This window comes from Prevotella sp. P5-126 (genome assembly GCF_002251185.1).
Taxonomy (GTDB): Bacteria; Bacteroidota; Bacteroidia; order Bacteroidales; family Bacteroidaceae; genus Prevotella.
Genome location: NZ_NPIZ01000111.1, coordinates 46,550 through 66,939, shown reverse-complemented (window position 1 = coordinate 66,939; position 20,390 = coordinate 46,550). Strand labels below are relative to the sequence as shown.

Sequence of the window (20,390 nt, the reverse complement as noted above, 5' to 3'; positions counted from 1 at the left end):
AGAAAGGAAGAACATGACTTTAGTATTGTTAATTGTGGCTGTTGTAGCCATTACGATTGCTGAGGCAGTCAGAGTGAACAACAAGGTTAATCTTGGTAAGTAACTCATTTAAGAGATGAAAAAAACGAGGCGAGCCTTCGGGCAGACCTCAAAGTAATAACAAAACACAAAGAAAGGATAACTATTATGGTAGTATTTGAAATTATGGCAATTGCCACTGTTCTCTGCGCTGCAGCTGTTGCAACAGGTGTAGTAATCGATATGAAGTTGCAGAACAAAATCTAAAAACGTACGCGCGACATCTTTGTCGCAGTACAAATCGAAAATCAACAAACATGATGATAATGGGGAAGTTGCCTAAGGGCGACTTCCCCTTTTTAGTGTGTTGTGGTATCATGACGATGATAAGTGATATTTGTCAATAGATCGTGAAACGCGTGTAACTTGCAGAAATATAGCATGTTGTTGCGCTTTAGACGGAGTATGGGTGAGCAAATCAAATTGATTTGCCGAGGAAATCAAATTGATTTGCTCGGCAAAATAAATTGATTTGCTGAGGAAAACAAATTGATTTGCTGCCCCAAACAATATTGATAGGGTAGTAATGGGGTATGAATAGATTTGCTTTCGCTATCGTTTTTTGCTAATTTTGCAGTCACAATTAACTCATATCATTTAAACACACGAAGATTATGGCAGTAAAATTTATGTTGGTAAAGGGAGAAATTAAGTCTCGCAATCATTATGGCATGTACTATGCCCACACCATACGTGGTGCAGAATTGACGCTCGAACAGATAGAAGAACGGATACAAGCCAACTGTTCGGCAAAGGTTTCCGATGTGCGGATGGTCATGGCAGAACTCTTTTCCACCATTCGATTGGCATTGAGTGAAGGACAAGTGGTCAACCTTGGCGACTTGGGAAAACTCTATCTCTCAGTGACCAGTAAACCCGTGGAACGCCCGCAAGACTTCCGCGTAGATAAGCACATCACCGGAATTAAGTGCAAATACATCCCCTGTGGACACCGCATGCAGCAGGAAGGCATGAAAGGCAACATCAAAAGACTGCTGACGCAAGGGTGTAAGGCGGTACACGACCGGAAAGCTACACAACGGTCGTTGGGCATCTGACCGATAATCCATCATCCACAATGGCATCTGCTCAGAGGCGCCCAAGGCGATAGGGTGTATGGACATGAGGGTGGGGTGATGAGGCAAAATAATAGACCTATATATAATAAGTGTTCGCAAAATTTGTGAATATTGAATAATTGTTTTACCTTTGCAAAGTACCTTTAAGGCGCAAGAATGAAACAAGTAAGACCCAAGAAAAACCTCGGTCAGCACTTTCTGACCGACCTCGGCATTGCCAAACGCATAGCCGATACTGTTGATGCATGCCCAGATTTGCCCGTCCTCGAAGTGGGACCCGGCATGGGTGTGATGACTCAATATCTCGTGGAAAAGCCCCGCCCACTGAAAGTGGTAGAGATAGACCGCGAGAGTGTGGCGTATCTGAACGAACATTTTCCTAAACTCAGAGAGAATATACTCGGTGAGGATTTCCTCAGAATGGATCTCACCAAGGTGTTCGATGGCAAGCAGTTTGTATTGACGGGCAATTATCCCTACGATATTTCATCGCAGATATTCTTCAAAATGCTCGACAACCGCAACCTCATTCCTTGTTGCACGGGCATGATACAACGTGAAGTGGCACTCAGAATGGCGAGTGAACCTGGGAACAAGGCATACGGCATTCTCTCGGTACTGACACAGGCGTGGTATGACGTGGACTATCTCTTCACCGTGGATGAAACCGTGTTTAACCCACCGCCAAAGGTGAAAAGTGCGGTCATACGCATGACACGCAACTCCGTGGAACACCTCGGATGCGACGAACAGCTGTTTAAGCGCGTGGTGAAAACCGTTTTCAACCAGCGCCGCAAGATGTTACGCGTGTCGCTACGCCAGTTGCTGCCTAACCTTTCGACTATCGACAGCCCACTCACACAGCATGAAATGATGACCAAACGACCTGAGCAACTCACCATTCCACAGTTTGTCGAATTGACTAATTTAGTGGAAAAAGAGTTGTGTGTGCGAACACAATAAATTGATTAAGGTCAATTATATACCCATTTTCAAAGTTTTGTAAGCAGATTCTGTGGCAGGTTCGCAGAATCTGCTTAACTTTGCAACGTGATCAAGAGAGAACACATTCAATAGGATAACATAAGATTGTTAGTAAGAAAGGTAAATAGGTAGAATAGGTAAGAAGATAGGATAACAAAGAAAAAGCTTAAAAGGAAAAGATTAGGATAACACATCAGGAAACAGGATAATACAATAGGTAAATAGGTGAAAGAATGAGGATAATAGAGAAGGCAGTAGTAGTTTGATTGTTAGGTTAATGTTTAATTTTAGGTATTAAAAAGGTAAAGAGATGATTAACATGACATGGATTACCCTGTGTGCAGCATTAGCTGCAACAGGTTTGTGGGTGAGAAACAACGACAATCCACAAATTTAAGAGAAAGTAGGTTTTTTAGTTATTAATAGGAAAAGAAAGAAACAGCCTCGACTTGTATGAAGTCGGGGCTGTATTCTTTATACCCAGTGGCGGGTCAGGGGCGCATGCGGTTTTCCCAACCGCCATGCCACAGACGGGGAAGGAATATCAAACCGCGGAACGTCAGTTCGATGGCCATGGCGGTCCAAACGCCTGGCAGACCGTGGCTCACAGCGAGCAAGGCTGCCAACGTGAGACGCACACCCCACATGGATGCCAGACTCATCATGGCAGGGCGCAGTGTGTCGCCTGCACCGATAAATACTCCGTTACACACAATGGCTGCTGCAAACATGGGTTCGGCAAAGGCTTCGATGCGTAAACATACTGTGCCGACCTCCTGAATGAGCTCGACGGGAGTCATCAACACCATGAGTTGGGGGGCAAAGAGATACATCATACCACCCATAAACGTCATCACCAAAACTCCAAGTCCTACAGACAGATAGGCAAAAGAACGGGTCAACAGGCGTTGTCCGGCGCCGATACCTTGACCAACAAGCGTTGTGGCTGCCTCGGCAATGCCGTAGCCCGGCATGTAACACAGGCTCTCTACCGTGATGGCCAACGAGTGGGCGGCAATGGCGATAGTGCCCAAAGGCGCTACAATCATCGTACTCACAATCTGTGCGCCACCCATCAATAGGTGTTGCAAACTCATGGGGGCGCCGATGCCAAAGGCGGCCTTCACTGTGGAGATGGTGGGACGGAACGAACCGCGCCGTCCTTTCAGATGCAGAATGTCGGAACGGAAGATGAGAAAATATCCCATCAGCGATGTGATGACAAGGTAGGCACAACTGGTGCCCATGGCTGCACCGACTACGCCGAAGCCTAAGATGAAGATGAAAATGCTGTTGAAAATTACATCGAGAAAACACATCATGATGTTGAGCATACTGGGCACCTTCATATTACCTGAGCATTTGAGCATCGAACCAAAAAGGTGTTCGAGTTGGAACAAAGGGGCAGCGCAGGAAAATATCAGAAAGTAAAGCGATGAATCGGAGGCAATATCGGCTGTTCCACCCAACCAATAGGGGAGGGCGCGATGGATGATAATGCCCGTAGTGGCTAAACATGCGCTGAAAATGAGGCAGCAGGTGATGCCTTGACGAAGAATGTGGCGTGCACGATCGAAGTCGTTGGCACCGATGGCGTGTGCCACTTGGACGGAAAAACCCATGGAACAAGCGGAGGCAAGTCCGCCAAAGAGCCATGAAGTGCTCTCTATCAATCCGATAGATGCGGATGCCTTGGCACCCAGATGTGCCACCATCGAGGCGTCAATGAAAAACATAACGATGGTGGAGAGCTGTGCGAGCATGGAGGGAATACTCAACTGAATAATCAGATTGAGCTTTTCCCTCCGTGTCATCGTACGGCCCTCGCGGATGTAAGCGAGCAGGTCTGTCTTTTCTTTCTTTCTTGTTGTCATCTGTTACGATGTGTGTCTTTCATTATAAATAGGTGCGCACCATGTGCGCCTGCTGACGATTATTGGGCTTCAAGGAGCAATACGCGGCTCGACCAATCAGTGCGTGCGTTCCACTCCGTATTGTTGCGGTAAGGCACGTCGAGACCGTGGTTCATCAGGTATGCACCGCTGAACAGCTTGCCCTCAATGGCGAGTGGCTCTACGTCGATGCGGTTCAACTCCTTCACGCGATACATCTTAGTGGCGTCAAGACCTGCCATGTGGACACGTGGCAAGTGCTCGTTTTGGAACGATTCGGTCTTCCACCAGTAGAACACTGCTTTGTCTTTGGCTTCGGTGACATACATCATCGAGGCAAGACCCTTCTTGTCGTAGGGCGAAACAAGGCGGTAGATGTCGCCAAACTGTACGATGGGACGTATCTGCTTGTATTCGGCAATGGCTTTGCGACACAGTTCTTTCTCGGCATCAGTCATGTTTTTCGGCTGAATCTCCATGCCCAAACGACCGCTCATGGCTACGTCGATACGGTATTTCAACGACGTGGTGCGGAACACAGTATGGTTGGGTGTTGCGGAAATATGGCTTGCCATGGCGATTGCGGGGAAGAAATAGCTGGTCCCCCACTGCATGTAGATGCGCTGGAGCGCATCGGTATTGTCGGAAACCCAGAACTCATCGAAGTAGGGGAGTATGCCCCAGTTGGCACGACCGCCTCCTGAAGCGCATGCCTGGATGGTGATATCGGGATATTTGGCGCGGATGCGCTTGCATACGGCATCGAACCCACGGTGGTAGGCTATATACAGATGGCTCTGGTCTGCCATGTTGAGATACTGTGAGCCGTGGTTCATAATCGCCATGTTAGCGTCCCATTTGATATAATCAATCTCTGGATATTTCGTCAGGAGATTATCTACAATGCTGAAAATGAAGTCTTGCACCTTGGGATTAGACAGGTCGAGCACCAACTGCGTGCCGCCGCGACCCAGCACGGCGTCGCGCTTAGGAGCCTTGATGATCCAGTCGGGATGCTTTTCATAGAGTTCGCTGACGGTATTGGTCATCTCTGGTTCCAACCAAATGCCGAATTTTACTCCGTTCTTCTTTGCGTCGCGCAACAGACCTTCGATGCCATCGGGCAACTTGTTTTTATCTACGGTCCAGTCGCCAAGTGATGAGTTGTCGGTCTTGCGGGGATATTTGTCGCCAAACCAGCCATCGTCCATTACAAACAATTCACCTCCCATTGAGGCGATATCAGCCATCATCTGATCCATGCCCTGCTGGTTGATGTCGAAATAGACACCTTCCCAAGAGTTCAAAAGGATTTTGCGCTCCACATTGCCGTGCATCAGTTTGTAATTGCGACCCCATTTGTGGAAATTGCGACTGGCGCCTGAAAGACCTTCGTTGCTGAAGGTTAGGGCAAGAGCTGGCGTCACAAAGGTCTCTCCTTTCTTAAGGTGATATTCTGAATTGTCTTCGTTGATGCCTGCAAAGAAATAATGGTATTCGGTGTCGTCGGTATTGACTTTCAGACGGTAGTTGCCACTGTAGCACAGGGCTGCACCTATCACCTGACCGCTATTCTCGCGGGCTTTGCCATCCAAGGAGAACATCACTTCGGCGTGAGAGGTATGCGAATTGCGCGTACCGTCCTTGTTGACAATCACACGCTGACCGGCATGGAGTGGTTCTTCCACCAGGCGTCCCTCGTTTGCCCACGATCCATAGAGGTGGCTCATCCATACATCGCCACGGCGAATGGGTAGCATGGCAGAGGCAAAAGTGGTGAGGGTGACGGTCTGTTTCTCGCCGTTGGTCACCTCGCTCCATGCTTCAATCATATCTACATCGCGGTATGCTTTATATTTCAGATTGACGGTGATGGGATAAACAGGGTCTTTCAGGCGGATGGTGGTCACGTCGCCATTGCGACTTACACCATCGGCATAAAGTGCTGACGATAGGTTACCGTCTGCATGGCGCATGGCAAAAGCTGCTTCTGCCGGTGTGTTGAGACCATAGGCAGGATAGGCATCCATGCGTCCTTCCACGGGTTTTTGCAGATGTGCAAGTTCTTCGGCATTGAGTTTACTGCCGAAATACACGTATTGTGGATGCTTGCCTTGCTCTACATCGAGTACCATGGTCATGTTTTTAGTCTCCACAACCACCTGTTCGCCCCATGCCATAACGCTCATGAGGCAACCGATTACGGTCAGAATTACATTTCTCTTCATTGTATTATTGTTTTTAAAAAATATTTGTTTAGGTTATTGCTCCTGTTTCTGCGGCGTTCCCTGGCGCTTTAGGTCAGTTCCCGCTCCCGTTGCTGCTGCATCTCCAGCTTCCTTAGGTTGCTTCTCGCTCCCGTTGCTACTTCCTCTCCAGCAGATCCAAAGACAGCCGTTCCTTGTTTTCTTGTATTTGCGAGCGTCAGTTTTCTATTTCCGTTGCCAAAGTTACACATTTTTTTTCAAACCATCAAGCTCTGTATCTTTTTTGCATATATTCTGATAGAATAGTATCACTGAAAAAACTCTGTTTTGTATATTCTTACTCTTTTGAGTTGCTATATAAACTATCATCCTTCGTGTTGCCACGTGCGTGTGATCGTGCGCACGCGCGCATTATATATAAGGTATATACGAACAGTCACGGTGTGTTTTATAGCATGTTTTAACAGCTCTGCATGTTTCAAAAAGTATTTATATTGCATACTATAGGGGTTGAATCTCTACTTTTTTGCTCTGACGCGTTTTCTTGATCGACAGAAAACTTTGTGTTGTGTAAAATATACCCTCATCCTGTGTAACAAAATTCAAAATGTAACAAGAAACAAAGTTTTTTTTGCCGATTATGAACAGATGTTAAGGAATAATAAATTATATTTGCATCGCCTTACCGCAACAAATGCGTGAGGCAACCTAAACAAACCAACAACAATATTAACCAATCAATAACTAATTTTAATCTGTTCTATTTATGTCAAATTCAACTAACTTAAGAAAGATTGAAAAGCCGTTGTTTTTACTGTTGCTGCTCTGTTTATTCCCCTTGGGGATTTCGGCACAGAGCCTTGTAAAAGGAACAGTAAGTGATGAAAGTGGCGAACCGATTATCGGTGCAACCGTTAAAGTGCTGGGCACAAACGACGGTACAGTGACTGATTTCGATGGTCGCTTCCAGTTGAACGTGAAAGCCAACGCACAGTTGAGTATCTCTTACGTGGGATATGCTACTGAAAAGGTGGCTGTCAACGGTAAAACCAATCTTAAAGTTGTCCTCAAGGGCGATGAAACAGTACTTAACGACCTCGTTGTAGTAGGTTATGGTACAATGAAGAAGTCAGACATCTCTGGTTCTGTGGCTACTATTAATAAGGAGCAAATGGAGCGCAAGGTGCCTGTTAACATCGCTCAGGCCCTCCAAGGTGCAGCTGCTGGTGTGATGGTTACCAATCAGGACGGTGCTCCTGGTTCTAAGTCTGCCATCCGTATCCGTGGTATCGGTACTATCAACGGTGATGCGCAGCCTCTCTATGTAGTAGATGGTGTGCAGGTTGGTACCAATGCCGACTTCGTTAACCCTGCTGATATCGAGAGTATTGAAGTCTTGAAGGACGCTTCTGCTACTGCAATTTACGGTTCTGCCGGTGCGAATGGTGTTATCATGATTACCACTAAGCACGGTCAGAAAGGCAAGATGAACATCAAGATCACTGCTGACCTTGGTATTCAGACTCTTCCTTACAAACTGAACACCCTCACGGGTAACGATTATGCTCGTTCTATCCGCGAGTCTAAAGCTAATGACGGCGCTACGCTGAACAACCAGATCTGGGCTGAGGCTTACGATGGTAAGCGCAACCTCATCGACTGGCAGGATCAGATGTATCGCACTTCACTCCGTCAACAGTATGGTATCTCTGCTAATGGTGGTACTGAAAAGACTCAGTACAACTTCTCTCTTGGTTACTTGCAGAACAAGGGTATCATCGTTAACACCAAGTATGACCGACTCACCTCACGCGCCAGCGTTAAGACTAAGGTCAATGACTACATTGAGTTTGGTGGTGATATGAACTACATGTACTCTACCGTTAAAGGTAACAACATCGGTTTGGGTAACAATGGTAACCTGTCATCACAGCGTGATATCGCGCAGATGGCTCCATCACTCGACTATATCGATGACGTAACTGGTCAGTTGGTTAATGTTAATGTGGTGAACCCCGATGGTACCTATGGCGCAGGTAAGGCTCCTACGCCTGACGGATGGGAAGGTATGACCGCTCAGGCTCAGAACCCCTATGCTTCACAGATGGAAATCGGTCGCGTAACTCGCAACTCACGTATTTCTATCAACCCCTACATCGACATTACACTTCTCAACCTGAAGGAGCATAAGCTCAACATCCACGCTATCGCTTCTTGGACACAGACCAACTCTGACAATGACGAGTTCTCTGGTATGTACAAGCGTTACAACAATATCGGCGGTACTATGACTGAAGTGAAGTACGAAGGTCGTAACCAGGCTTACTATGACTTCGGACTCAGCCTGAGCAAGGGTCTGAGCAAGAGCATTGAAACTTACATGACCTATAACTGGAAGACTGATTTCAATAACCTGACCTTGATGGCTGGTAACACTGTAAGCAAGTATGAAGGTTCATGGGTTAGCGCAAGTGCGCACGGCTTCCTCTCTCCCAACAACCGTGTGATCTCTCTCACCAATGATGCTAAAAGTATCAATGGTAATGGTGGTTTCAACGCTGAAGTACGTACTATCTCATACTATGGACGTTTGATTTACAGTCTCTTCGACCGCTACGTGGTGACTGCTACCGTACGTCGCGACGGTTCTTCTAACTTCTCTGAAGGACACCGTTGGGGTACTTTCCCATCAGCTGCCATCGCTTGGCGCGTGAAGGAAGAGTCTTTCCTGAAAGACGTGAAGGCTATCAGCAATGCTAAGGTTCGTATCGGTTGGGGTCAGACTGGTAATGCCGGTGGTATCGCAGGACGTTCTACTTATGCCCTGTCTTCTGCCGATACCAAGTACAACTTCTACGCTCCTGGTCTTGGTGGTGGTACTACCGGTTCGTTCGACCGTGTTGTTGGATTCTATGCACCACTGGTTGATACCAACTTGAAATGGGAAACCAACGAACAGACTAACTTCGGTCTTGACCTCGGATTCCTCAACAATGACTTGACTGTTACCATGGACTTCTTCACTCGTAAGACTAAGGACTTGCTCCTTGAGCGTCAGATTCGTCCATCAGCAGGTAATACTTCTATCTATACCAACTACGGTCAGATTGATAATACCGGTTTCGAATTCTCTGTAAACTACAACAAGAAACTCAATAAGGACTGGGCTATCAACGTGGCATTCAACGGTTCTACCTTGAAGAATAAGATTAAGAAGATGGGTGCGGACTACACTGCAACATGTACCGGTGGCAACAGCACATATTCTGCCGACGAAATCGACGGTTCAAACCTTGGTGCTATCAGTGGTACAGGTTTCAACTGGAACAACCACTCTATCTGTCGCGAAGGCGAAGCCGTAGGTTCATACTATGGATATAAAGTTGCAGGTATCATCAAAACTCAGGAGCAACTCGACAAAGCTAAGGCTCAGGGACAGGATGCACAGATCGGTGACTTCCTCTTCGTTGATACTGATAAGAACGGCACACTCGATGATAATGACCGCGTAATCCTCGGCAATGGTCTGCCTAAGTTTAACTTCGGTTTGAACCTCAGCGCTACTTATAAGGATTGGGACTTCAGTCTTTACACATACGGTGTACTGGGTATGGACATCCTTTCTTATTCAAAGATGCGTCTTTCTATCATGAACCCGTCGGATGACTCTTGGACTCCTGCTCTGCTTAAGGATAGCTACAATAACATGTACAACGCTGAAACCAATCCTAACGGAACACTCCCACGCCTGACTCGCCTTGACAACAACAAGAACAGCCGCATTAGCGATGCATGGGTAGAGAACGGTAATTTCCTCAAGATTAGCAATATTCAGGTAGGTTACAACGTTCCTAAGAAGTTCCTCAGCTCATTCGGTCTCACTGCAGTACGTGCTTACGTAGCTGTTCAGAACCTCTGCACAATCTCTCCATACAGCAAGTATGGTGATCCTGAAGTTGGTCAGGGTAGCGTCATCTACTCAGGTCTTGACACTGGCCGTTATGCAACTCCACGTACTTACATGTGCGGTCTTAACATTACCTTCTAATTAACTATAAAGAAAGACAATTATGAAAAATATAATTAAATATTTTGCATTGGCAGGTTTAGGATGCGTCGCTTTCTCTTCATGCGACAACGATAAATTCCTTGACGTACCAAAGTATGACATTCTGGACATAGAATCTCAGTTTGAGAGTGATGATAATGCCCGCCTTGGATTGAACGGTATCTATGCCTATAACAACGTCAGCAAACAAGATGATAGCTGGGGCTTTAAACCACAGTTGTTTACTGGAAGCCACCCAACAATGGATACACAGTGTACCGGTTGGGACGTAAAATTCCTCGACCAGACATGGGATGCCAACGTTGGTGAACTGGGTCAAGGATGGTCACACGCTTATGCTGCTATCGCACGTGCTAACCTCTATCTGGCTGGACTTGAGAATGCAGAGAAAGTAACCCCAGAAGCTAAGAAGCTTTGCGAAGGTGAGGCTCGCGCACTCCGTGGATATTTCTACACTTGGTTGGCTACTACATTCGGTCGTGTTCCTATGCTCGCCACCGGTGAAGACTTCAATAATACTCCTGTCAAGGCTGCTGCAGAGACCTACGAAGAAATGTGGGACTTCATCATCGAAGACTTCTCTAAGGCTGCAGAACTGCTGGATTGGACTCCATACAACAATCAGTATGGCCGTTGCACCAAGGGTATGGCCAAGGCATACCTCGCTGATGCATACATGTGGAAAGCATTCCGTTGCCCCGATCAGGCTGCTGATTGCTATGCCAAAGCTAAGCAAGCGCTGAAAGATATTATCGACAGCAATACTTACGAACTGTCTTCTAACTTCGCTACCAACTGGGATCCTGCAGGATTCTGGAATAAGGAATGTATCTGGGCGATGTGTTCAGACGAAGGTAACGAATGGAGTAGCTGGGGCAGTGACCGTACTATCACTTTCTGTAATCCAAACATGTTTAAGTGGTTCTGCGCTTGTCCTGAGAATGGTGGATGGGGTGCTGAATACCTCTCATGGGAATGGTATGCATGCTATGAACCAGGTGACACACGTCGTGACGCTTCATGCGCTACAGGTGCTATTCCAGAAGCCAAATTGGCTGAATATGGTATTCAAAAATCTAATACTGTATGGGGCTACAACCCTTATCTGAAGGACTCTCTGGGTGTTAAGGATGCCAGTGGTCATGTCGTTGCACCATTCATTAATGCTGAAGGTGTACAGTCTGGTACCAAGACTCGTCAGTTCCACTTCACCAATGGTGAGTTTGCTCCTGCTGTCTGGACGACCAAGATCTGGCGTTCTGCCTATGCTGATGGTAACTCATGGGGTACTCAGATGTGGGCTCCTGTGATTATCTATGGTAAGCGTTATGCTAACGTATTGCTCGACTATGCAGAGTGCTGCTTCCGTACAGAAGGTGAAAATTCTCCTGCTGGATGGGCTGCAATCGATAAGATTCGTGACCGTGCATGGGGTAACGAAACTATCGGTAAGGACTACAGTGCATACTATGGACACTATAACAATGTGTATGCTGGCAACGGGAAGAACATCACTATGACCAGCTATCCTGTTGGCGTGCTGACAGAAAGAAATCCCGCTCCTGATGCTAAGGCTTACTATACAGGACTTCAGGCTAAGCCTAACCGCGTTGGCTACAAGCACACTTCTCCAGTATGGAAGGTTGCTGTCAATGAGGAGCGTCGTAAAGAGTTCAACTCAGAGTGGAGCCTCTGCCCAGATATGATCAAGTCTGGCTATATTGAGGATCACATCAATTACAACTATCCAAAGGATGATGGTGGTAAGGACTATGCTAACTATCCTTGGACAAAGCGTACATTCGACTTTGATATCAACAAGATGGATATGCCAATTCCTGCTACAGAACTCATGAAGAACCCAGCTCTGAAGCAGAATCCTGCTTATGCTGGTCAGGAAAACAAAGAATAAATAAAACATTCTTCTCATATCTCGCCACGCTCCATCATGGGGCGTGGCGATTTCTTTAATATCTATCTGACTGCTATGAGCGTTTTGTCTATCACATCCATCACCCGTGTCCTGCCGAAAGATATGGATTGAAACGGTCAGGATGATGATGCGAATATTTTGCCGTAATAGTTTGGGTATGTGTGGAAAAATATGTAACTTTGTGGGTTAGAAACTATAAATGAAGAAAACCGTACTGTTGATATTGGTGCTGACCGTGGCACTTCATGTGTCGCTCTTTGCTCTGTGTGTTCCGATACTGAACTATGCAGAGGGGTGGACTACGTTCTATTGGGACAGTCACTATCTGTCGTATGCACTCTTCCAATATGGAGTGGGAGAGGTGGTGCGCCAATTCTTCCTGCAATATTTTGCTCATTCTATCATCGGCATCCTTATGACAATGATTGTAGCATTGTTGGTGGCTGTATTGGCAATGGTCATTATCCGCCTATTCTGCAAAAAGACTGGATGGCTGTACCTGTCACTTGTACCCTCATGGCTTGCGAGCTTGGGCTTGTTGGCATTGATAAGCCCCAATGGCTTGTCGGCACTAACAGCCCGTTTTACCCCAGCAGGCCAGCAGCAAACCCAATATATTGAAATGAGTAATATGGTGCGAAAGCAGGATTGGGATGGCATCATTGCCCGTTGTGATGAGGGTGGGAGAGTGACCAATCTGTTGACACAGAACTTTCTGAATATGGCACTTGCCGAGAAAGGATTGCTCGGTCAGTGTCTCTACGACGAACCATGTATTGATATCCGATCTGTTTATATCGATGCCATACAGAACGAAGACTTCGCAGTATTGCTCAGCGACATCTATTACTCTATGGGACATATCGCCCAATCGCAGCGTTATGCCTTCGAACTGAATGAGAAAAAGAATGATTTCTCACCGCGCCTGCTGATGCGACTGGTACAGACCAACATCATCTATGGGCAATATGCTGTGGCAGAGAAATACATCCGATGGTTAGAAAAGACTGTTTATTATAAGACATGGGCTATGTCGCAAAGGCGATTCCTCTATCATGATGATGCCGTAGCGAAGGATGCGGAATATGGCGTGAAGCGCCGATGCCTGATTACCGATAATCGTTTTTCCGGTATTAAAGGCCTTGACGACGATCTGTTGCATGTGGCTCGACAGACACGTGGAACGGTGCAATGTCGCACCACGCTCCAGTATTTGGGTGCGCTCTATCTGCTTGCACACTACAATCAACAATTTGTGAGCCTTTGTGATGAATTTCCTGAATATCAGTTGACGCAACAGAAATACTTTGCCGATGCCTATAAAAAACTGAAAGGAGGAAACCGAAAATGATCAAGAAAATATTGTTTGTCATGCTGTCGGCATTTGTTCTGGCTGCTTGTACGCTCCACAGACAAGAGGCAGAACCGTTGCGTCAGTCTGCACCACTGTTCCCTGACTACGCCGATGTGCTGCTTCCGGTGAATATCTCCGCTCCAACCTTTGCTCTGAACGACAGTGCCAATGCCTTGGAGTCTGTGCAAGCCGTATTTAGTTCAGGTTCAGAAACGATAATCGTGGGCAGCGATGACACTGATGGCATCTGCATATCGGAAGCCGATTGGCATAAATTGGTGGCAGCCTCACATGAGATAACAGTGACCATTCAGGGAGAGAAAAATGGTAAATGGGTGGAGTATGATGCCTTTAAGATGAATATTTCGCCCGATTCCATCGACAATACATTGGTTTATAGACTCATCGAACCTGGTTATGAAGTATGGAATGAGATGGGCATATACCAGCGTAGTGTGGAAAACTATGACGAGGAAGCTATCATAACCAACCGCCAAACGGATAAAGGTTGCATGAACTGCCACTCGTTCTGTAATTACAATCCTGAACAACTCATGTTTCATCTGCGCCTTAACCATGCTGGAACCTATATGAAAAACGGTAAGGCACGATTGCGCAAACTCGTCACGCCGAAGTCGTTGGTCTATCCTTCATGGCATCAAAGCGGTCGCTTTATTGCTTTTTCGCAGAACGATACAAAGCAGATGTTTCATACTACTGACCGAAACAGAATAGAGGTGTTTGATTTCTCCTCCGATGTCATGGTCTATGACCTTGAAGCCGATACGTTGATCACTACACCGCTGTTGATGTCGAAAACCAAGTTTGAAACTTTCCCGTCATGGAGTGCCGATGGTAGAACCTTGTATTTTTGCAGTGCTGACAGCGTGAAAATCCCTGATGACTACGACCAGGTGCACTATTCGCTCTGTAGTATAGGGTTTGATGCAGAGAAGAAACAGTTTGCTGATAGCGTACATGTCATCTATGATGCCCGTCAGACACAGAAGAGTGTATCATTTCCCCGATGCTCTCCCGATGGTCGCCACTTGGTGTTTACACTTTCCGATTATGGCAATTTCTCTATCTGGCACAAAGAAGCACGCCTCATGATGATACCTGCCAATGCCACTACCGCATTAGAAATGGTATCGATATTGCCCGATTTTCGTGCGTCATACCATTCGTGGAGTAGTAATTCACGATGGATGGTGATGGCAAGCCGACAGGATGACGGACTCTATACCCGACCATATATCGTGCATATAGATGCTGATGGCAAGGTTTCCAAACCGTTTCTCTTGCCACAATCCGATGCTGCCTATTATCTCCGAACCATGAAATCCTATAACATTCCGGAGTTTACGCGTGGTAAAGTAAATGTTACGCTTGACGGTATCTGATTGTCGTCACCGTTTCTCCTATGATGTATAGCAGTTTGGGGTGACACGATATGCACTGTTGGTCGATGTGTGGTCGAATATTTTGATATTCTTGACCGATAAGGATGAAAAACTCGCGAAGCCGCAATATCGCATGAATCTGATACTATTTGAAAACAATATGAAACACGAGAATACATATAATGTCCGATGAAATGCCTAATTTTGCAACAGCAATAACTAAACAATTATTCTGTATGAACTGTAGAAAACTACTGCTTGGCATGGCTGTTGCAACCGCTTCCGTGGTATGTGCACAAAATCCCGTTATCAAAGGACAATTCACTGCAGACCCCACAGCCAGGGTCTTCAATGGTAGAGTGTATCTCTACCCCTCGCACGACATTCCCAGTCCAATAGAAAAACTGAAGGATTGGTTCTGTATGGCAGACTATCACGTATTCTCATCCTCTAATCTCACCGACTGGGAAGACCATGGCGTGATCGTGTCGCAAGATAAAGTGCCCTGGGTGCAGGATGGCTCTTATACCATGTGGGCGCCTGACTGTGTAGAGAAAAACGGTCGCTACTACTTCTATTTTCCCGCAGCACCCAAAGGAGAAGAACGCGGTTTCGGTATCGGTGTGGCTGTGGCAGACCATCCCACAGGTCCTTTCATGCCGATGTGGAAACCTATCAAGGGTGTGCATGGCATAGACCCCTGTGTGCTGATTGACCACGACGGACAGGCTTACATCTATTATGCAGGTGGTGCTCTGTGGATGGCACGACTAAAAGACAATATGACCGAACTGGCTTCTAACCCTGTTCGGATAGACGGACTGCCTGAAGGATTCAAGGAAGGACCCTTTGCCTTTGAACGCAATGGCAAATATTACCTCACCTTCCCTTGGGTGAGAAAGAAAAACGGCACAGAGACTTTAGCCTATGCCATGGCTGATCATCCCATGGGACCATTTACATTTAAGGGCATTATCATGGATGAATCGCCCACGGGATGCTGGACCAACCACCATTCTATCGTACAATATCAGAACCAATGGTATCTGTTCTATCACCATAACGACTATTCTCCACGCTTTGATAAAAACCGCTCGGTGCGTATCGATTCGCTCTGTTTCAATGCCGATGGTACTATCCAAAAGGTTGTTCCCACACTCCGTGGTGTAGGAATTGCCAATGCCCGCAATCGAATAGACATAGACCGCTACTCGTCTGTCAGCAGTAAAGGGGTGTCCATCGACTATCTTGACACCACAGACTGCTTCAAAGGATGGAAGACACTCTTCTCTGGAAAGCAGAATGCCCTTATATATAATAAGGTGGATTTTGCTCAAGAGAAGGTAGAACGCTTTACCGTCCGTGTGCGTTCACCTAAAGGTGGCACCATGACCGTTAGGGCTGATGGTGCCAAAGGCACTGTCATTGCCAAGATGAAACTGCCCAAGAGCAATCAATGGACACAAGCCTCTACCCCAGTAGTGACACCTCCGTTGGGCATCCACGACCTGCACTTCACCGTGCAGACCGCAGGAACAGTAGAAGTTGACTGGGTAGGATTCGACGCACTGCCGTGGACCCAAGGCGCATTCGACACCCACCAGTATCGTAACCTCTTTGCTGAACTTGGTTATCCGCAGAGCGAGATAGACCGCAAACTCAAAAGCATCTTCCATGATGTGTTTGAAGGGCCCGATAAAGTATATTTTGAAGTAGGCGACTCGATGGCATATATCAGCGATATCAAAAATCATGATGTGCGTACCGAAGGCATGTCGTATGGCTTGATGATTGCCGTGCAGTTTGATAGAAAAGACATCTTCGACCGCCTTTGGCGTTGGGGAAAGACATATATGCAACATCAGAATGGCCCGTTGGAGGGATATTTTGCATGGAGCTGTAAAACCGATGGTACGCGCAATGCCCAAGGTCCTGCTTCCGATGGCGAACTCTATTATGTCACTGCACTGATCTTTGCCTCTAACAGATGGGGCAATGATACAGGCATCAACTATCTGAAGGAAGCTCAGTACATCCTCAACTGTTCGATGCAAAAGGCTGGTATGGATCAGAGTGCACCGCTCATCAACCTCGAACACCAACTCATCACATTCACACCCGATAAGTTTGGCGGACGCTTCACTGACCCATCCTATCATCTGCCAGCATTCTATGAGGTATGGGCAAAGTGGGCTAACGATGGTCGTTCGCAGTTCTGGAACGAATGTGCACAGAAGAGTCGCGAGTTTCTCCATAAAGCCATCCATCCAGTGACCGGACTGAATCCCGACTATTGTAACTACGATGGAACACTGATGGGCGGTCGTGGCATTATCGGCGATGCTTTCCGTTTCGACTCATGGCGTGTGCCGATGAATATAGCCTTGGATTATAGTTGGGCATGCAAGGATCGCCAGTGGCAACAGCAATATGGCAATCGTATCCAAAACTTCCTCTATTCGCAAGGCATAGACCATTATGTCGATCAGTACAACATCGATGGTACTGCGGTGAAAGACACCCTTCAGGCAGGCACCGAGTATAAGACACTACGCCATTCCACAGGATTGGTGGCAACTGCAGCAGCAGTGTCGCTGGTATGTACCCATAATAAAAGCCGTGAATTTGTAGAACGGCTGTGGAATCTGGAAAACAAGCCATATTCCGATGGATTCTTCGATGCCTACTATGATGGCTTGCTCCGCCTCTTCGCCTTTATGCATCTGAGCGGAAACTACAGAATTATAGAACCCCAAAATAGATAACAACTAATAAATGACATTATGACCCACAGAACATTACTCCTAAGCCTTGCAATACTGAGTATGCCGGTAGCATTGCAGGCACAGCAATTGCCTTATCAGAATCCGTCACTCTCTGCCCATGAGCGTGCAGTGGATTTGTGTAGTCGCCTTACTTTGGAAGAGAAAGCCCAACTGATGCTGGACGATTCTCCCGCCATACCCCGTTTGGGCATCAAGCGCTTCCAGTGGTGGAGTGAAGCCCTCCACGGCGTTGCCAATATGGGCGATGTCACCGTATTCCCAGAACCTATTGGTATGGCAGCTTCGTTCAACGATGGTTTGGTATATAAGGTGTTTGATGCCACCTCTACCGAGATGCGTGCCAAATGGAATCAACTCCAGCAACAGGGAGGCGAGGTCACGCGCTTTCACGCCCTGTCGGTATGGACTCCCAATGTTAATATCTTCCGTGATCCACGTTGGGGGCGCGGTCAGGAGACCTATGGTGAAGATCCCTATCTGACCAGTATGATGGGGTGCGCCGTGGTGCGTGGCTTGCAAGGTCCTGAAGATACTAAATACCGAAAGTTATGGGCTTGTGCCAAGCACTATGCCATCCATAGCGGTCCAGAGTGGTCTCGCCACACCGATAATATCACCGATGTGACACCGCGCGACCTATGGGAAACATATATGCCTGCCTTTAAGTCGCTCGTGCAGGATGCTAAGGTGCGCGAGGTGATGTGCGCTTATCAGCGTTGGGACGACGAACCCTGTTGTGGAAGCACTCGTTTGCTTCAAACCATTCTGCGCGATGAGTGGGGATTCAAATACCTCGTTGTGTCCGACTGTGGTGCCGTGACTGACTTCTGGAATAACCATAAGGTATCGAGCAATCCAAAGAATGCTGCCGCTAAGGGAGTATTGGCAGGTACCGATGTAGAGTGTGGCTTCCAGTATATGTACAAGTCAGTGCCAGAAGCAGTGAAATATGGCGCACTGACCGAAGCAGAAGTTGATAAACACGTTGTGCGCCTGTTGGAAGGTCGCTTCGACCTGGGTGAGATGGACGACAACAGCATCGTGTCGTGGTCAAATATTCCTGCTTCAGTATTGTGTAGCAAGGAACATCGCAACCTTTCCCTCCAAATGTCGCTCCAGACCATGACCTTGTTGCAAAACAACAACAATGTGCTCCCTCTCAGCAGACACGAGAAGAAGATAGCCGTCATCGGTCCTAATGCCAACAACGAACCCATGATGTGGGGCAACTACAATGGCACACCCCGACAGACCATAACCATCCTCGACGGTATCAAGAGCCGATTAAAGAAAAGCCAAATCATAACATTCAAGGGCTGCGACTTGGTCAACGACCAGACGCTTGAATCCTATTACAATCAGTGTAGTATGGATGGCAAAACAGGTTTCAAGGCTACCTTCTGGAACAATCGTGAGCGTGAGGGCAAACCCGTTACTGTCACCTACGAGAAGAATCCCGTACAGGTCACCACCCACGGCCAGCATACCTTTGCTCCCAATGTCAGTCTGACCGGTTTTTCTGCAGTCTATGAAACCGTATTCCGCCCGCAACAGCACGCCAAGGTATTGCTCGATGTGGATGGTTGCGGACACTATGAGGTATATCTCGACGGAGAGCTCAAAGCCCAACAATCTACATGGCGCACCACCGAGTCGCGCATTGAATTTGACGGAGAGAAAGGCAAATCTTACAAGATAGAAATCCGTTATCATGAGATGCCAACATATAATGCCGACCTCAAAATCAATATCGGCCATGAGACACCTATCGACTATCAAGACGCCATCAATCAGTTGAACGACTGCCAGACGGTAGTCTTTGTAGGAGGTATCTCTTCACAACTTGAAGGCGAGGAAATGCCCATCCATGTACCAGGATTCAAGGGCGGTGACCGTACCGATATCGAACTGCCTGCCGTACAACGCAATTTCCTGAAAGCATTGAAGGCAGCTGGAAAGAAAGTAGTATTTGTAAACTGCTCAGGTTCGGCTATTGCACTCACTCCAGAGTCACAGAGTTGTGATGCTATCCTACAGGCATGGTATCCGGGACAAGAAGGTGGTGAAGCTGTTGCACGCGTACTTTTCGGTGAATACAACCCCGGTGGCAAACTCCCCGTCACCTTCTATCGCGACACCAAGCAGTTGCCCGACTTCAAAGACTATTCTATGAAGGGTCGCACCTATCGTTATATGAACGACGCCCTCTTCCCCTTCGGCTACGGACTGAGCTATACCACCTTTTCTATAGGTGATGCACAACTTTCTGCTACCTCATTCGGAAAAGACGGAAAAGTCACGCTGACTATTCCTGTGAACAATGTGGGTAAGAAAGACGGCACCGAGACCATTCAGGTCTATATCAAGGATCCAACAGATGCAGATGGTCCGTTGAAGTCGCTCAAAGCCTATCAGCGTGTGACAGTGAAGGCTGGCCAAACCACCAATGCTGTAATCACACTTGACAGCAAGAGCTTCGAACTTTTTGATGCAGCCACCAATACCGTTCGGACTAAGGGTGGCAAGTATGAAGTATATTATGGTAATAGCTCTGCAGATAAAGACTTGAAGAAAGTCAATGTAACTGTTAATATCTAAAAAACGG

General features: G+C 47.1%; 11 protein-coding genes. 8 read left to right on the top strand and 3 right to left on the bottom strand.

Annotated elements, in window-relative coordinates:
- The first annotated feature begins 692 nt into the window (after window positions 1-692).
- Window positions 693-1,136, top strand: a complete 444-nt coding sequence (locus tag CIK90_RS13400) for a hypothetical protein (RefSeq protein ID WP_144007293.1) — start codon at window positions 693-695, stop codon at window positions 1,134-1,136.
- Window positions 1,137-1,313: 177 nt separating this feature from the next.
- Complete coding sequence (gene rsmA / locus CIK90_RS13395) at window positions 1,314-2,120, top strand: 16S rRNA (adenine(1518)-N(6)/adenine(1519)-N(6))-dimethyltransferase RsmA (protein ID WP_094465863.1); 807 nt, start codon at window positions 1,314-1,316, stop codon at window positions 2,118-2,120.
- Window positions 2,121-2,632: 512 nt separating this feature from the next.
- Here the strand turns inward: rsmA and CIK90_RS13390 are convergent.
- The 3 genes from CIK90_RS13390 to CIK90_RS14300 all read right to left on the bottom strand — a co-directional run bounded on the left by CIK90_RS13390 (window position 2,633) and on the right by CIK90_RS14300 (window position 6,491).
- Complete coding sequence (locus tag CIK90_RS13390; protein ID WP_094465861.1) at window positions 2,633-4,015, bottom strand: MATE family efflux transporter; 1,383 nt, start codon at window positions 4,013-4,015, stop codon at window positions 2,633-2,635.
- Window positions 4,016-4,074: 59 nt separating this feature from the next.
- Complete coding sequence (locus CIK90_RS13385; RefSeq protein ID WP_371593240.1) at window positions 4,075-6,213, bottom strand: alpha-galactosidase; 2,139 nt, start codon at window positions 6,211-6,213, stop codon at window positions 4,075-4,077.
- Window positions 6,214-6,329: 116 nt separating this feature from the next.
- Window positions 6,330-6,491, bottom strand: coding sequence for a hypothetical protein (locus CIK90_RS14300; RefSeq protein WP_158216080.1), 162 nt, complete (start codon window positions 6,489-6,491; stop codon window positions 6,330-6,332).
- A 515-nt stretch (window positions 6,492-7,006) separates the two neighbouring features.
- Between CIK90_RS14300 and CIK90_RS13380 the strand changes: the two genes are divergently transcribed.
- The 6 genes from CIK90_RS13380 (at window position 7,007) to xyl3A (ending at window position 20,383) form a co-directional block, all read left to right on the top strand.
- On the top strand, window positions 7,007-10,288 hold the full coding sequence (locus CIK90_RS13380) for a TonB-dependent receptor (RefSeq protein WP_094465859.1): 3,282 nt from the start codon (window positions 7,007-7,009) through the stop codon (window positions 10,286-10,288).
- 22 nt (window positions 10,289-10,310) lie between these two features.
- The gene (locus tag CIK90_RS13375; RefSeq protein ID WP_094465857.1) at window positions 10,311-12,221 is read left to right on the top strand and encodes a RagB/SusD family nutrient uptake outer membrane protein; all 1,911 of its coding nucleotides are present in this window, start codon (window positions 10,311-10,313) and stop codon (window positions 12,219-12,221) included.
- Between the two features lie 220 nt (window positions 12,222-12,441).
- A complete protein-coding gene (locus CIK90_RS13370) occupies window positions 12,442-13,593 on the top strand; it encodes a DUF6057 family protein (protein ID WP_094465855.1) in 1,152 nt (383 codons plus the stop codon).
- Window positions 13,590-14,999 carry a PD40 domain-containing protein gene (locus CIK90_RS13365; protein ID WP_094465853.1) on the top strand — a complete coding sequence of 470 codons (1,410 nt, stop codon included), beginning with the start codon at window positions 13,590-13,592 and terminating at the stop codon, window positions 14,997-14,999. The genes CIK90_RS13370 and CIK90_RS13365 overlap by 4 nt, the downstream gene beginning before the upstream one ends.
- Before the next feature lie 236 nt (window positions 15,000-15,235).
- Window positions 15,236-17,764: a glycosyl hydrolase family 8 gene (locus CIK90_RS13360; RefSeq protein WP_094465851.1), complete on the top strand. Its 2,529-nt coding sequence runs from the start codon at window positions 15,236-15,238 to the stop codon at window positions 17,762-17,764.
- A gap of 18 nt (window positions 17,765-17,782) precedes the next feature.
- A complete protein-coding gene (gene xyl3A, locus CIK90_RS13355) occupies window positions 17,783-20,383 on the top strand; it encodes a xylan 1,4-beta-xylosidase (protein WP_094465849.1) in 2,601 nt (866 codons plus the stop codon).
- The last annotated feature ends 7 nt before the right edge of the window (window positions 20,384-20,390 follow it).

Bases quoted from the DNA above. Each gene is read 5' to 3' on its own strand.
- CIK90_RS13400 (WP_144007293.1), top strand. From the start codon at position 693: ATGGCAGTAAAATTTATGTTGGTAAAGGGAGAAATTAAGTCTCGCAAT.
- CIK90_RS14300 (WP_158216080.1), bottom strand. From the start codon at position 6,491: ATGTGTAACTTTGGCAACGGAAATAGAAAACTGACGCTCGCAAATACA.
- CIK90_RS13375 (WP_094465857.1), top strand. From the start codon at position 10,311: ATGAAAAATATAATTAAATATTTTGCATTGGCAGGTTTAGGATGCGTC.
- CIK90_RS13365 (WP_094465853.1), top strand. From the start codon at position 13,590: ATGATCAAGAAAATATTGTTTGTCATGCTGTCGGCATTTGTTCTGGCT.
- CIK90_RS13385 (WP_371593240.1), bottom strand. From the start codon at position 6,213: ATGGCATGGGGCGAACAGGTGGTTGTGGAGACTAAAAACATGACCATG.
- CIK90_RS13390 (WP_094465861.1), bottom strand. From the start codon at position 4,015: ATGACAACAAGAAAGAAAGAAAAGACAGACCTGCTCGCTTACATCCGC.
- CIK90_RS13360 (WP_094465851.1), top strand. From the start codon at position 15,236: ATGAACTGTAGAAAACTACTGCTTGGCATGGCTGTTGCAACCGCTTCC.
- CIK90_RS13380 (WP_094465859.1), top strand. From the start codon at position 7,007: ATGTCAAATTCAACTAACTTAAGAAAGATTGAAAAGCCGTTGTTTTTA.
- CIK90_RS13370 (WP_094465855.1), top strand. From the start codon at position 12,442: ATGAAGAAAACCGTACTGTTGATATTGGTGCTGACCGTGGCACTTCAT.
- xyl3A (WP_094465849.1), top strand. From the start codon at position 17,783: ATGACCCACAGAACATTACTCCTAAGCCTTGCAATACTGAGTATGCCG.
- rsmA (WP_094465863.1), top strand. From the start codon at position 1,314: ATGAAACAAGTAAGACCCAAGAAAAACCTCGGTCAGCACTTTCTGACC.